The organism is Methylomonas paludis (genome assembly GCF_018734325.1).
GTDB lineage: Bacteria > Pseudomonadota > Gammaproteobacteria > Methylococcales > Methylomonadaceae > Methylomonas > Methylomonas paludis.
This window is the reverse complement of record NZ_CP073754.1, coordinates 899,441-914,718: the sequence shown is the minus strand read 5'-3', so window position 1 is coordinate 914,718 and position 15,278 is coordinate 899,441. Positions and strand designations below refer to the sequence as shown.

The window sequence follows — 15,278 nt, the reverse complement described above, 5'->3', positions numbered from 1 at the left end:
ATGCGGCGCGAACGTGTCGTCAACGGGATCAGCCCGACAGCAGTGGCGCAAACAGGGGATCAGTGTAGCTGGTAAATGTCTGCCAATCCTGGATGGGCTTAGACGACCGGATCAGGGAGCGCACCTCCGCCCGCCGGGCGGCAAGGCCGTCCCGTTCGCTGCGATCGCCGATCAGCACTGTGGTTGCCGCTGTGGCTCCCGCTTGGGTAATCAGAAATTCCAGACCACGCGGGTGCGGCTTAAGCAGCCCAATGCCGTCATCTCCGGCACTGACAACGATATCGGCGCTGAGCCCGAGTGCGGCAAGTTTGGCATGAGCAGGGTAATCGGAAAACACGCCTATGGTTTTGCCCTGGCGTTTCAATCCGGCAAACAGTTCAAGCAAGCCGGGGTAACGGCAGGCGCTGAGATAGGGCAGCGGCCTTTGCTCTATCCATTCGGTAATGATCTCCAGCACTTTTGGCTGCGGGCTGCCTGTGGCGGCGGCGGTTTGGGCGATCAGGAAGGCTTCGAAGTTGACGATTTCCTGTTCGCCCATGCCTTCGCGGAGGTGGCGATAAGTCCTGATCACTGACAGCACACTCAGATCCCGACGCAGAATGGTGTGAAACGCCATATCGCGAGCCATGCGTATTCGCAGCGGGCGTTGATCGTACAGGGTACCATCAACATCAAACACAACCAGATCGATACCGCTCCAGTCGGCCGGATGAATATTTTGTGGAACTGTCATTCGAAAACGATGTACTGCTGTTCAGTAAGGGTCTTGAGGATGGGGATGTCGACCAGGGTGGTGACTATGAACGATGCAATCAGTATGAGCAGCATGATCATCAGGCCGCGCTCACGGAACAGCTTTTCGGGTTTCTGGGCTGAAGATTCTGGATGCATGGCCAATGCCAGATACTGGCTGAAGAAAATTGATATCAAGGGCATCAGCAGGATATATTCAATCCGGTATTTGATCAGGAATATCGCCAGGAAAAAGCTGGACAGCATGGCATACAGGAAACAGGATACGGTCAGGGAAATATCGCTGTACCCGGCGAAGCTGGCCCGATATTGACTTAGCAGTTGCTTGCCGTGTAAGGCCATGATTTCGCGGTACTCGGACAGTCTTTTGGCCGACATCAGAAATGCCCCGCCCAGATAATAGGAGAGCAGGATAGAGGCGGGCGGCAGGGTTGTGGCGTCGATCATGGCCCAGCCTATCATCAGGCGTAGCGGGTTGTTGATGGACTCCGATATTACGTCCAGATAGGTTTTATCCTTCATGCGCAACGGCGGGACGTTGTACACCACACCCTGCAAGGCAAAGATGGCGGCAATCAGAAACATATTTTTGCTGGACAAATAGGCACAACCCAGGCCGATGACCAGGAAAATCAGCCACTCAAGCACTACAATCTCGCCACGTAAGTCGCGCAGTACGGCGGAACGTTGCGACTTGGTCGGATGGTATTTGTCGAAATCCCGGTCTAGCCATTCGTTAATGACGTAGTTGGCAGAGGCGATGCAGATTGCTGTTATCAAGCCAAGGACAATTTGGGTGGCTACGGATTCGGTGTGTATGCCGCGCAGAATATACGCAAACACGATGCCTGGAATGATGAAGATGTGTTTAGTGCTGTGATCGAAGCGCGCAATTGCCAAATAATCGGCAATGGTGGCGTTTTTCTTGGGTACACTTTCACTGCTTCGGCTATTTGACTCTGTCATCATGGGCATCCATAGAAAAAAATTATTGAAAACGGGTGATAGCTTGCGGGCTGGGCTATGGCTAAACAGGCTGTTCCCACGGACTCGATGCAATACAAGGAGCCAGAAAAAGGGTTTCCGTTCTTCAGCCTATTCTATCCACGCGCAATGCTGCGATCAGCTTATCCAGCCTGAAAAAGCCATCGTTTAATGTTGAGCGGCCCGGTTGCGCGAGTTGTCTAATGTTTTAGATGCCTGCTAGGCATAGTTTCCGGCTTCGATTAACAGGAAGGCGGAAGTAATATGTTGGGCAAATCTATAAATTGGTCGGTGTTATTATGATTTTTTTAAGACCATTACCGCTGTGCTTGAATTAGGGTGCTCTGTATATTCCTGAGCTGGGTATATTGCCAAAATGTAAAATCAGCCTAAAGTAGAGCCGGTTTCTGTCATTAAGGCTTTGTTCCGATACAGTAATTATAAATCATTTGTAATTATTCAGGGTAAATTTTGGATGTTCCTTTTTAAACAAGTAGTTAGCTGCGAATGATGCGCTGCGCTGCGTTTAGAGGCTTTGGTGGATTGCCTGGCGGCGAATCCACCCTACCTGATTGGGTTGGATTAGGGCTATGGGGCTTGGCAAGTTAGGTGCTGGGTAGAATAGGCTTAGCAGTAGTTGCTGAGAATATCTTTTGCCAGTTTAGTCCAGCAGTATTGTTCCTGAATCAGCTGCCGGCCCTGTTTGCCCATTGCTGCTGCGGTTTCCGGATTGGCCAGCAAATACAGAACTTGTTGCGCTAAGGCTTCATAATCATTGGGTTCGGCGTATAAGCCGGTTTCTCCGCTGATGACGATGCCTTCGTAAAACAGAAATTTCCATACCGCTACCGGCAGTTGCATGGCCATTGCTTCCAGACAGGTACCGGGCAGGCCTTCGTAATAGGAGGTGGAGGCGTAAACTTTGCTGCGTTGGTAATAATTGATCATTTCGCTAAACGGGGTTTTACCGGCCAGGGTAATATTATCCGGATAAGCGCCCAAATTCTGGTTGACCCAGGCATCGTCGTCACCATAGCCGACGATGACGATTTTGATATCGGGCTGTTTTTGGACCAGTAGTTTGCACAATTCAACCAGGGGCCGGCTGCCTTTACGCCGCTCGATGCGGCCGCAAAACAGTACATCGATATCTTTGCCTACACTGTCGCCCGGGGTAAACAGATTGATGTCCGCACCATTGGGAATCACGGCTATCGGGCCTTTGTAGCCGTAAGCCAGGACTTCCTGGCGGCCTTGTTCAGTTAAGGTAATGACTTTTTGCGCGGAGGCAAAAATGCGCCGCTCCATCCAGGATTTGACGGCCAGGGACAGATTGCTCCATTGGCTCTGGAACAGCTGTTCTTTATAAAAACGGCCCGACATGCCCAGATAGGTGGTGTGGGCGGTAAGCAGCATGGGGATGCTTTTGGGCAGCAGCAAGCCGGGTATCAAGGGCGGGAAGTGGAAGTTGACCCATTGAATTTTGTTGTCGCGATGTAGTTGCAGCAGCAGTTTGCGCACGGCCCAGCCCCAAGTGAACAGACTATAACGGGTGGTGGAAAATGGGATATCAATAATTTCTACCCCCGGATAGGCGCGCGGACTATGAAACTCGTCACCGGTGATCATGTAGATGGGCGGATGGTCGGCAGGCAGATTGGCCAGGAATGAATCCAGGTATCGGGCTATGCCGTGTACACCATAAAACTGAGGGGAAACTATAGCAATCATTCGGCTATCTCATGGTCAGGGCTAAAAAATCGGCTGAATTGGCAGCCGGTTAATATTGTCTCCAGATTTGCTGGGTATTAGAGACTGTTTTGTTATTACTTACTTGGTTTTTTAAACCAGCAGCCAGCTAAGATTGATGCGGTGCTGTACCGAATTTCTACCTTATCATCCGACTATTTATCTGGCGGTTAGTATAAGACTAGCAGCCATTTTAGAATAGGATTCTATATAAAATATAGCAGAGTCAATTTATTTAAAGTTAATAATTCTGCAATGTGGTCGTAAAATTTACGGGCTATGGGTTTGATTACGCTTGGCTGGATTGGGGACGGACTCGCCAAGTTATCTGCTGGGTGTGGCTTTGCTCTACCCAGCCTACGAACTTGGCAAAGTGTTTTTGCGATAGCAAAACGCCGAACGCTTGCGCGGCTGTTTGGTGGATTGCCTGGCGGCGGAGCCACTCTACCTTGATTACGGGCTTATTGTTTTGCGGTGTAATCGCGAAATAATAAGCCTACATCCTCGATTCCGCCTTGCTGCATCGAGGCTACGGGTCTTGCCATCTGCTGGGTGTGGCTTTGCCCTACCCAGCCTACGAACTTGGCAAAGTGTTTTTGCGATAGCAAAACGCCGAACGCTTGCGCGGCTGTTTGGTGGATTGCCTGGCGGCGAATCCACCCTACATTGATTACGGGGCATGGCGGCGGCACCCTGCGGGGATGGTCTTACCAGACAAAAATGTTGCGATGCAGGGCTTTGTTGATTTTTGCCCGCTCTACGGCCTGAAACGGTTTGATCAAATAGCCTATGAATAAAAACAAACCGGCGACCAGAATAGCGGTGACCAGCAGGTATAACCAGGGGTTGGCCGGTGCGGTGTTAAGCAGGCCGGACAGATAATTCAGATCCGGCGGTGTGGGGGCTTGCCGCCAGGCCTGGAAGTTTTCCTGAGTGAGTTGCGGGGCGCTGAGCCAAAGGATTTTGGCTGCGGCGCATAACAGGTAAGTAGAAATGGCGGTGGCAAACAGTCTAAGGTTGCCGGTCAGGTCGGTTTTGTAATCGGCACTGTATGTGATGCTGATCACCAGGATGCTGTTGTACAAGGTTTCGGAGCAGATCATGGCGATAATCACGCTCCACATGCCGAAATTGGATATCAGCAGCCAATAAGCCAGCGGCAGGGTGCAGATGGACACCAGACTGGCCCAGGTACAGACGCTGCTTTTGTGGCAGGCTACCAGCACGGTTTGCAGGATAGGCCGCTGACTCAATGGGATCAGGGTCAACAGTAAACAGGCAAAATACCAGCCGGAGGCTTTGACTTTGCCGCCACTGAGCAGTTCCAGTAATTCGGTACCGGTGAGCCAGATATAGGCCAGGATAGGTAACAGTACAAACAAACTGATTTTACCGACCAGATTGGCGTTAGCGTTTAATTGCTGAATGCTGCCTTCATCACTGACATATGAGGCGATAAGCTTGGGGCGGATCAGGCTGAATAACAGATGGGAAGGCAGATAACGGCAAATCTGACCATATAGATTGAATAGGAAACCGAATATGGCGGTGGCTTCTACGCCTAAAAAGCGTTGAATCAGAAAGATATAGACCTGACGGCTGCAGAGCATGGTGATCAGATGGCTTAAGTACATGTGCAAAGCGGTTTGCCAGATTGTCACCCAGTGCGGCTGCTGCCAACCTTCCTTGCCGGGCTGGTGGCGATTTTTACGCAAAAACACGATCAGGCCATAGAGGGCGCTGATGCTGCCCACTACTGTGCCGGCAAATTCGGCCAGTATGGCGTCATACAGGGTGACCTTGCCCTGGTAAAGCAGAATACCGGCCATGACCAGCAATAACACGATGCTGCGGATCACTTGACTGAATTGGGCATAGCCTTGTTGCAGCAGGGGTTCGAGAATACATTCCTGCAAATTGCGGCGCAAGCCCTCCATGACTAAAACCAGCAGATATAGCCTGGCCAGTTCCAGCAGACTGCTCATATCCAGCAAGGGCAATAACCAGGGCATGGTGAAATACAGGGCCAGCGATCCCAAACTGCTGGACAAGACGATACAGAGTAGGATCCGGCAGACAAATTTAAGCAGTTGAGCACCTTGGGCATGCAGCCGGTATTCCGGGATATAGCGCGAAGTCAACCAGGGTAAACCAAAGGCGATCACGGCCAGGGCAAATTCCAATCCGGCGACAAAGGTCACGTAATAACCGTATTCGGCTATGTCCAGCAACCTCACCAACCAGACCAGGATACCGATGGTGAGCAATGATGAGCTGAGTTTGCCGACCAGGAACTGCAGACCGGATTTTTTTAAGGCTTGATGGGAATAGGCTGTTGCGCTCATAAGGATTCCAAGGTTGATAACTTGTGTTGACGATACATCCAGGCCAGATAGCCAAACATGCCCATAGAAACTATCTGAAATACCACCACTTCAACCAGTCCCAAGGCGTAAACCAGGTGAAACAAGAAGACGATGATGGCAGCCTGAATGGCGGCGGCATCGGCTCTGACCCAGGCCAGACTGGATTGCCGATACAATATTGCCGCCGTGCGCCAGGCGGCGGCATAAATACTTAAATAGAGTAAAAAACCCAGCAGCCCCATTTCCCAGAGCAGAATGGTCACTGCGGTTAAACCGATGCCATAACCGGGGAAACGCATGGCCGAACTACCCCAGGCACTTTTGGGGGCAATATGAGCCGCGCCCAGTCCATTGCCAAAAAACAGCGAGACCGGATCGTGCCAGCCCTGCTGGTCATACCAAAAGGTGATGGCCGTAGTGCGATTCAGGGAATATTCGCCATAGCCGGTTTCGCCGACATTGTATTTCATGGTGTCGGATATCATGGCATCCATCGTCTGGTCGGTGATCTCCATATAAGCCATGCCCAATATCGCGGTGAACAAGGTACCGACCAGCAGTATCATGATGCCGACATGGGGGCGGGCGATAAATTCGCGATAATACAGACCCAAGATCATCAAGGGCAGCATGACGATGACGGCCTTGGTTTCGGCGATCATCAAAGGTGACAATACTACCAGCACCAGCCAAATCATTTTCTGGAAGGTCAGGGTATGCTGCATATAGCGCGACAGCAGAAAACCCACCACGATGACCTGAAAACCCGCCATTTCACCGCTATTGCCGCCACCATCATAGCTGGAACCGAAAGTACCGGCCACCACATCCATAGGCACCATGCCGGGCGAGGAGTTTTGCATACCTTTCCGGATCGGCACCCAGACGATTAATTCAAACAGCGCGAAAGGAAATTGCACCAGCGCACTAAGCATGAAAAAGTTCAGCCAGCTGCGTACCTGTTTTTGCTCGAACGGCAGCCAGCATAACGCAAACATCAGGCCCAGCATCTGAAAATAGCGTTTGAAAGAGGTGGCAAACTGATCGACGGTATAGAAACTGATGATGGATACCACGATGGCATAGACAAAGAACACCAGCGACAGCCAGATAAAGACCGGGGTGTACTGTTTGGCCCGGTCATCGGTGGCTACCCGGTACAAGGCCATGAACAATACCACAAAGCCGAGGATGGATACCCCCCAACCGGCTTTGGTTTCCATACTGCGTAAATACAGAGGTACCAGGCCAATCACCAGGATGCCCAAGGTGAAAATAATCCAGACCATCCAGGCCGGCCGCAATACCAGGAAGGTACCGATCAGCAGCGATGCCACCATGCTGATCATCAGCACATCGCCTTTTGAGGAAATCATGCCGAACATGGTGCCCATACCGATGCTTAACAGGATAATAGCGTAGGTTTTATACCGGTCAAGGATTTCGGCGGAGTGGCGCTGCTTGTATATCAGCATGATACCCGCCAGCCCCGTGCTGAAGCCCGGTCACGAGCCTGATGCAGTCCGGCGAGATGCTGGGCGGTTTGCCGGTTTTTTCCGGGTAATTTCCGCTCGGCAATTTCGGTATCCTGAAATCTGTGTAACCGGCAAGCGTATATCAGGTCATAAGTGTTTGGTGACTGAAGCAGCTGCATTTCAGCAATAGTGTGGGCAGCCATGACAAATACCGATAGTCAGCAGTAATAAACCGAGTTTGCCGGCCAGAACTTAAGGCCGGGGTTGTGCACACTTAAGAGGGGCAAAGGGTTTGTCCTCACCAGGGTTCCAGAGCTGAGCGGATGTGTTGGCGATACATCCAGGCCAGATAGCCAAACATACCCATAGAAACGATCTGGAATACCACCACTTCGACCAGACCCATAGTGTAAAACATGTGAAAAAAGAACACTACGATGGCAGCCTGAATGGCGGCAGCATCGGCTCTGACCCAGGCCAGATGGGATTGTTGATACAAGACTGCCGCCGTGCGCCAGGCGGCGATATAAATGCTCAGGTACAACAAAAAGCCCAGAAAACCCATTTCCCAGAGCAATATGGTGACAGTGGTCAAACCGATGCCGTAACCGGGGAAACGCATGGCCGAACTACCCCAGGCGCCTTTGGGGGCAATATGTGCAGCGCCCAAACCATTGCCAAAAAACAGCGACATCGGATCGTGCCAGCCCTGCTGGTCATACCAAAAGGTGATTGCGGTTGTACGATTCAAAGAATACTCGCCATAACCGGTTTCGCCGACATTATATTTCATGGTGTCGTCTATCATGGCATCCATCGTCTGGTTGGTGATTTCCATATAGGCCATACCCAGTATCGCCGTGAGCAAGGTACCGACCAGCAGTATCATGATGCCGACATGGGGGCGGGCGATAAATTCGCGATAATACAGGCCCAAGATCATCAGGGGCAGCATGACGATGACGGCTTTGGTTTCGGCGATCATCAAAGGCGACAATACCGCCAGCACTAGCCAAATCATTTTCGGGAAGGCCAGGATATTCTGCATATAGCGAGACAGCAGAAAGCCCACCACGATGACCTGAAAAGCCGACATTTCACCGCTGTTACCGCCCCCATCATAGCTGGAACCAAAAGTGCCGGCCACCACATCCATAGGCACCATGCCGGGCGAGGAGTTTTGCATGCCCTTACGGATCGGCACCCAGACCAGTAATTCGAACAAGGCGAAAGGAAATTGCAACAGCGCGCTGATGATGAAAAATTTCAACCAGCTGCGAAACTGCTTTTGCTCAAACGGCAACCAGCATAAGGCAAACATCAGGCCCAACATCTGAAAATAGCGTTTGAAACAGGTGGCAAACTGATCGATGGTATAGAAGCCTATGATGGATACCACGATTGAGTAGACAAAGAACACCAGGGACAGCCAGATAAAAGCCGGGGTATGCTGTTTGGCCCGGTCATCGGTGGCTACCCGGTACAAAGCCATGAACAACACCACGAAACCGAGAATGGATACCCCCCAACCGGCCTTGGTTTCCAGACTGCGTAAATACAAGGGCACCAGGCCTATTACCAGGATGCCCAAGGTAAAAATAATCCAGACCATCCAGGCCGGTCGTAAAACCAGGAAGGTACCGATCAGCAGCGAAGCCATCATGCTGATCATCAGCACATCGCCTTTTGAGGAGATGATGCCAAACATGGCGCCCATCACTGTGCCTAACAGGATGATGGCGTATGTTTTATAACGATCAAAGGTCTGGGCAGATCGATCCTGCTTGTAAATCAGCATGGTGGTTGGGATGTGCTCAGGCTTGGTTATGTGCCGAATTCAGGCATTCATTCAGTTTATCGGCCAGTGAGGCGATATGTTGCTCGGTAAAAATAGCATAGTGTTCGCCGGGAATGAGTTCGACCCGCAAATTTTCGCCCAACAGCTTGCGCCAGGCAAATTCCGGGTCTACATAACGGTGCAGTAAAAACTGTTTAGGCTGGGCGGCCTGGATCAGCGTGACTATTCCTGAATATATTTTGGGCTGATAATGGCGGCGGGCATATTGATCCGGTGCGGGGGCGTAGTCATGGGGGTCGAATACCGGTTTCTCATTGGTCGGCTTGACCCGATTTTGCAGTTTTAGCCATAATTTGCGGATAATTTTCGGGAAGTGTTTGACAATATTGCCCAGCAATGTCGGCCAGGGCAACAGGTATTTATCGTCATCCAGATAAGTATCCAGCAGCCCCAGAAATTTGACTTGCTGACCGCTCTGGGCTAGTTGATAGGCCATTTCATAGGCTATCAGGCCGCCAAAGGAGAACCCCATCAGAAAATAAGGGCCTTGTGGCTGTACCTGGCGGATTTCGCTAATATAATGCGCAGCCAGTTCTTCAACCGTCGGTAGATGAATTTTGGCTTCGGCAGCGCTGGCCGCCATGCCGTAACGTAAAAAATACAGGGGTTGATCCTTACCCAGCCGTTGCGGCAAATCCAGCAAGGAAATGGTATGGATGGAAAACAGCGGCGGCTTGCTGCCCTGAGTTTGAATAGGCACCAGCGAGTACATCTGGACTTGCTGATTTTTAAAAATTTCCACGGCCAGTTCGGCGATGGTCGGAGCCTGGTAAACCCGGCCCAGATTGATTTCCTGGTTAAACTGGTCTTTGATTTCCAGCGTCAATTCCAACGCGGTCAAAGAAAAACCACCCAGATCAAAAAAATTGTCGTGGATACCTACTTCGTCTATTTCCAGCAGGGTTTTCCAAATATCAACCAGCTGATTTTCGACATCGTTGCGAGGGGGGGTGTAGTTAGACATAATCGCTGCTCAAAGAGGATGGTTAACGGCTTTAGCGGAAGCTTGAGCCAGACAGGATTTTAAAGTATCGGCAAGCGTTCCGATATATTGCTCAGAAAAAATAGTGTAATGTTCGCCGGGTATGTTCTGAACCTCCAAACGCTCACCCAAAAATTTACGCCAGGCAACTTCGGGGTCCTTAAAACTGTACAACAGGGTTTGTTTGGAATCTTCAGCCTGAATCAGGGTGACATGGCCTGGATAGATGCCTGGCTTATAACGGCTGCTGGCGTATCTGTCAGGTTCCGGGGCATAGACATAGGGATCGAATACCGGGATTGCTGTGGTGGGCTTTTTGGATTTAAAGCGAGCCAACACGCTTTGCAGTTTGCTGTAAAATTCTTTGCCACTCAGTTTTAAGAGATTGCGCACAAAGCTAGTCCAAGGTAAGCGAGCTTTTTCGGTAGTCAGATAGGTATCCAGCAAGCACAGAAAATCGACTTGCTGACCATTGGCCACCAGTTGACAGGCCATTTCATAGGCGATCAGGCCGCCGAAAGAAAAGCCCATCAAATGGTAAGGGCCTTGCGGCTGCACTTGCTGCATTTCGGCAATATAGTGAGCGGCCAGTTCTTCTACCGAAGGCAAATATATGCTTTCTGTGCCGGCATTAGCCACCATGCCATAACGCAGGAAATACAAGGGCTGATCTTTGCCTAAGCGTTGCGGTAAATCCAACAGGGAAATGGTATGGATGGAAAACAATGGTGGTAGCTTACCCTGAGTTTGGATAGGCGCCAATGAATACCAGGGACTATGCGGCTGACTAAACATATCCACTGCCAGTTCGGCAATGGTGGGTGAGTGATAAATCCGGCCCAGTTCCAGTTCCAGACCAAAATCCTGTTTGATTTCCTGCAACAGGCTGACCGCCAGCAGGGAGTAGCCGCCCATATCAAAAAAATTGTCACGAATGCCGATTTTATCCACACCCAGCACATGCTTCCAGATGCTGACCAAGGTTGTTTCAATTTCATTACGCGGCGGCGCGTAATCTCTGGCATCGCTGTCGGTTGAGGGTTTGGGCAAGGCCTTACGATCCAGTTTACCATTACGGTTGAGTGGTATAGAGTCAATAAACACATAGCTGGCCGGCAGCATATAGGCCGGTAACAGTGGTTTCAGGAACTGATGTAAATCGGCTATGGCTGGGTGCTTGGCCGATTCGGCTATGCAGTAAGCCACCAGACGCTTATCCCCCGGCACCGGCTCATAAACATCGACAACCACCTCACGTAATTGCGGATGTTGGCGCAGCACGGTTTCGATTTCGCCCTGCTCTATGCGAAAGCCGCGTAATTTAATCTGGAAGTCATTACGCCCTAAAAACTCGATATTGCCGTCGGCCAGCCAGCGTCCCAAGTCGCCGGTTTTATACATCCTGGCATTGACATCGCCGCTATAGATGTCGGGCAGGAAGCGTTCGGCAGTTAATTCATCTTGTTGCAAATAACCCCGGCCTACCGGTACCCCGGCAATGTATATTTCACCGCTGACGCCGATCGGCACTAATTGCAGCTGTTGATCCAGTATGTAGATACGGGCGTTGGCGATGGGTTTGCCGATGGGGATGGGCCGGTTACGGTATTGCGCCAAATCGGCCACCGAAAAAACGGTGGCGGTAGCGGTACATTCGGTGGGGCCGTAGCAATTGACAAATGCCGGACGCGGTGCGGGCATTTCTAATAATTTATCCACCAAAATGGATTCGCCGCCCAAATAAACCCGTTGCAAACTTGCCAGTTCGCCATGTTTGGCAGCATCAATCAGGGCATGAAAACCGCTGGGGGTCAAATTGGTGATAGTGACCTGCTGTTTGGCCACCAGTTTAACGATGGCTTGCGGATCAAACGGTTCAGTGGCCAGTACCAGCCGCGCCCCTGACAACAGTGGCCCGAAAATTACCCGTTGTGACAAATCAAAGGCGTATGAGGTGACCAATAGCATGGCATCGCCGGGACCCAGTTCGGTGTGGCTGATATACCAGGGCAGATGATTAAGTAATCCGCGCTGGATAACCCCGGCTTTTTTGGGTTTGCCGGTAGAACCGGAAGTATAGATGGCATAAGCCAAATTTTCTGCGCTTAGGCCCAGGCTGTGCGGATCGGGATTTTCGCCGGTCGCACCTGAGTACGGCCACTGGCTGGCGGCTATGTCCAGGACAGTGGTAGTGCCGGTGATGTTATCGAATAAATCCGCCAGATGGTTGGGTACCAGCAAGGCGATGGGGATGCTGTCGGCCAGAATGAATGCCAAACGGTCTCTGGGGGTTTTGGGATCAATGGGCAAAAAAGCACCGCCGGCTTTCCAGGCAGCCAGCAAGGCCACCAGCATATCCGGAGAGCGCTCGGTGCAGATAGCCACCAGGCTGTCGGGTTTGACGCCGGCAGCTATCAGGCGATGGGCCAGTTGATTGGCGCGGCTGTTAAGTTCGGCATAGCTGACATGCCGGTCGGCAAAGCTGACGGCGATGGCATCCGGAGTACGCGCCACCTGCTGTTCAAATAAAGTCTGTACAAAGCTGTGTTGCGGGTAAGGCTGGGAGGTGTTATTCCATGCTTGCAGTTGCTGTTGTTCAGCTGTGCCGAGTAAAGGTAGATGCTGCGGTAGTGCCGCCGGATTGGCGCAAGCCCCAGCCAGCAGGCGTAAATAATGATCCAGCAACCGGCTGATGGTGGCGGCATCGAATAAGTCAGCGGCATAAATTGCTTTTATGGTTAAGCCTTGTGTCGATTGGCTGAGTTCCAGGCATAGTTCAAATTTGAATTCACCGGCCAGTTGGGTAAAACCGAGCGTGGTATTGAGGCTGAACAATAGGGGCAAATTGGTTAAATCCGCCTGGCTATTGGTGTGACCGGCGGCTTTTTCCAGTTGGATGTCACGCCGGCTTTGCTCTATTTGCAGCAATAAATCGGTAAAGCTGGTCTGAGCGCTGATAAGGCTGGGGATTAAGCTGAGCTTGGCGTACAGTGCCTGCTGATCTTGCAGATCAATGCCGAGCTGATCCGGGGCTACAACCGCCAACAGCAGTTCCGGCTCGCTGGTATAGCGATACAGCAATACCTGAAATCCACTCAGCATGACGCTGAGCAGGCTGACATTTTGTTGCAGACTGAGGGCGGTTAATGCTGCCGTTAAATCGTCAGGCACGACCAGGGACTGACTAGCCGCTTGATAAGCCGGTACGGCAGCACGCGGTCTGTCGGTGGGCAGTACAGCGACTGGGACATCTGTTTGTGATGTAGGCAGTTTTTCTAAAATCATTATTCAATGCTCATCTAAAAGTTCTGGGACATTGTCAGGCAAGCCCGCAGTTTTGTAAATCAGTCTGCACGTTAGTGTTTTTTATTAAGTCGTTGTACAGTCCTGACAGCAGTTATGCAAATTTAAGGCTATGTTGGCGTTAGTCGTTGCGGTTGTAGCGGCTTTCGTTAAATCCCACCTAAACCCCCTTTTGTAAAGGGGGGACTGGGTGGTTAGCTTAAATTAAGGATATTTTTTAAGCAAAAAGCAATATCAATTATTAACGCAAACATAACATTAATTTAAAGTTATGTGATTGTTCAGTGTAAATTCCATTTACCTTGTTTTTACAGGCAGTTAGTTTCTAAATGATGCGCTGCACTGCGTTTAGCACATCCTACAATTACTTCTAGGTTTGCGTTAAAGGCCATCTTTAAATCCCCCCTCCCCTTTTTGCAAAACGGGGGGGACTAGATGGTTAACCGGATTCTGCCGGATTCTAGAATGTGAATTTGGCATTAACCGCACTAATATAATCAGTATAACTCCAATCGCTTATACTGGAATGGCGGTTTTCGGCCGTTAAGGTCAAACCGATTTCAACATTTTTATTTGGCGCGTAAATGGCTTCGGTTTGTAGCTGTGTTACGTTATCCGTCCTGGTACTTGCGGTGCCGATGGTCTGCTGGACAAACGACGGCCCGGTGTAATTATCATGTCGGTTGAGATATTTTGCCTTGAAAGTCAGTTTGTTTTGGGCATTCCATTCCAAACTGGGGCTAATACCTTCTGAAACCACATAACTGCCATAACTGCCTTGCGAGGGATAAACATTTTTCCAGATCATAAAGCTCCAGTGAACTTTGGCGTTTACATCCCATTTGAAGGTTAAGCGGCCTATGGTATCGCTAAAATCCCGCACACTGAAATGGGAGTTTTTGAGTTGGGCCTCGCTTATTTCAGTGATCAAATGTAATTTTTTGGGACTGAGATACCAAAAAGATCTGATGCCTATAGTATCGATAGTATACTTGTTTTCCGCTTCAGTGACATAGTTTGGCCGCCGGTTGACGTTATTGACATAGCTACTAGTATATTCTATGGTTTGGGTATAATTGGTGCCGATCAGATAATTGAGGCTGATCACGGTCTTGGCAATTTGCCGGTCAAAGCTTACCCTTTGCTCATTGCTGTTGGCAGAATCCATAAACTCCATCCCCCCTTTCAGGGTCCAGCGTGGATGCCAGGTATATTTGGCATCGAAGTAAGCATTGTTAAAGGTGATAATGTTTTTTAAGGGTGTCTGATAATATATAAAGCTGTCCAGCACCTGTTGATATCCGTAGCCCATTTCTCCGTATAAGTGTTTGCCGGCCCGCCATTCCATAGACAGTTTATCGTCAGTACCCAGGTAATTTAACGGCTGGTTATTGGCATAGCGATTGTCCCTTACCGAGAAATCGGCATGGATCTTCTGGCGTTTATACGCGTAATCCAGTTTGGTGCCCAGCGTCAACTGGTTTACGATATCGGATCGGCTGGCGCCTGACCAGGTATATGCTCTGTTGTTTTTATCCGGCAGCAGTAATAGATTGCTGTCGAAATAAGATTTTTCGTAGATATAGGGTTGAAAATAATCTCTTTCACCGGCTACGGCCAACCCTGGGTTAGTCAGTTGCAAGCAAAACAATAAGCCGCCGGTTAATGGTATATATTTATTCATCTGGTATTAACTGCTCTATCATTAACAGCCCCCTGTCAACCCGGTGATGACCAGACGCCTATAGGACTACTACACCTGAAAAGGCTGCGGATGAAGTGTTAAACCGCGCCCCGCGCGGCTTGTT

The 15,278-nt window shown here is 50.4% G+C and carries 10 protein-coding genes; all 10 read right to left on the bottom strand.

Annotated features, from left to right (window positions below):
- Positions 1-28: 28 nt before the first annotated feature.
- The 10 genes from KEF85_RS04255 to KEF85_RS04210 all read right to left on the bottom strand — a co-directional run bounded on the left by KEF85_RS04255 (position 29) and on the right by KEF85_RS04210 (position 15,154).
- Positions 29-733 carry an HAD family hydrolase gene (locus tag KEF85_RS04255; RefSeq protein ID WP_215583480.1) on the bottom strand — a complete coding sequence of 235 codons (705 nt, stop codon included), beginning with the start codon at positions 731-733 and terminating at the stop codon, positions 29-31.
- Positions 730-1,722 carry a UbiA family prenyltransferase gene (locus tag KEF85_RS04250; RefSeq protein ID WP_215583479.1) on the bottom strand — a complete coding sequence of 331 codons (993 nt, stop codon included), beginning with the start codon at positions 1,720-1,722 and terminating at the stop codon, positions 730-732. The genes KEF85_RS04255 and KEF85_RS04250 overlap by 4 nt, the downstream gene beginning before the upstream one ends.
- Before the next feature lie 642 nt (positions 1,723-2,364).
- Positions 2,365-3,468, bottom strand: a complete 1,104-nt coding sequence (locus KEF85_RS04245) for a glycosyltransferase family 4 protein (RefSeq protein ID WP_215583478.1) — start codon at positions 3,466-3,468, stop codon at positions 2,365-2,367.
- Between the two features lie 725 nt (positions 3,469-4,193).
- On the bottom strand, positions 4,194-5,831 hold the full coding sequence (locus KEF85_RS04240) for a lipopolysaccharide biosynthesis protein (RefSeq protein WP_215583477.1): 1,638 nt from the start codon (positions 5,829-5,831) through the stop codon (positions 4,194-4,196).
- Positions 5,828-7,327, bottom strand: coding sequence for a hypothetical protein (locus tag KEF85_RS04235; RefSeq protein WP_215583476.1), 1,500 nt, complete (start codon positions 7,325-7,327; stop codon positions 5,828-5,830). The genes KEF85_RS04240 and KEF85_RS04235 overlap by 4 nt, the downstream gene beginning before the upstream one ends.
- On the bottom strand, positions 7,321-7,530 hold the full coding sequence (locus KEF85_RS04230; RefSeq protein WP_215583475.1) for a hypothetical protein: 210 nt from the start codon (positions 7,528-7,530) through the stop codon (positions 7,321-7,323). Before KEF85_RS04230 ends, KEF85_RS04235 begins: the two co-directional genes overlap by 7 nt.
- Before the next feature lie 95 nt (positions 7,531-7,625).
- A complete protein-coding gene (locus KEF85_RS04225) occupies positions 7,626-9,125 on the bottom strand; it encodes a hypothetical protein (protein WP_215583474.1) in 1,500 nt (499 codons plus the stop codon).
- Positions 9,126-9,141: 16 nt separating this feature from the next.
- A complete protein-coding gene (locus KEF85_RS04220; protein WP_215583473.1) occupies positions 9,142-10,149 on the bottom strand; it encodes a thioesterase domain-containing protein in 1,008 nt (335 codons plus the stop codon).
- Between the two features lie 9 nt (positions 10,150-10,158).
- Positions 10,159-13,452, bottom strand: coding sequence for a non-ribosomal peptide synthetase (locus KEF85_RS04215; RefSeq protein ID WP_215583472.1), 3,294 nt, complete (start codon positions 13,450-13,452; stop codon positions 10,159-10,161).
- A 478-nt stretch (positions 13,453-13,930) separates the two neighbouring features.
- The gene (locus KEF85_RS04210) at positions 13,931-15,154 is read right to left on the bottom strand and encodes a hypothetical protein (RefSeq protein ID WP_215583471.1); all 1,224 of its coding nucleotides are present in this window, start codon (positions 15,152-15,154) and stop codon (positions 13,931-13,933) included.
- Positions 15,155-15,278: the final 124 nt, after the last annotated feature.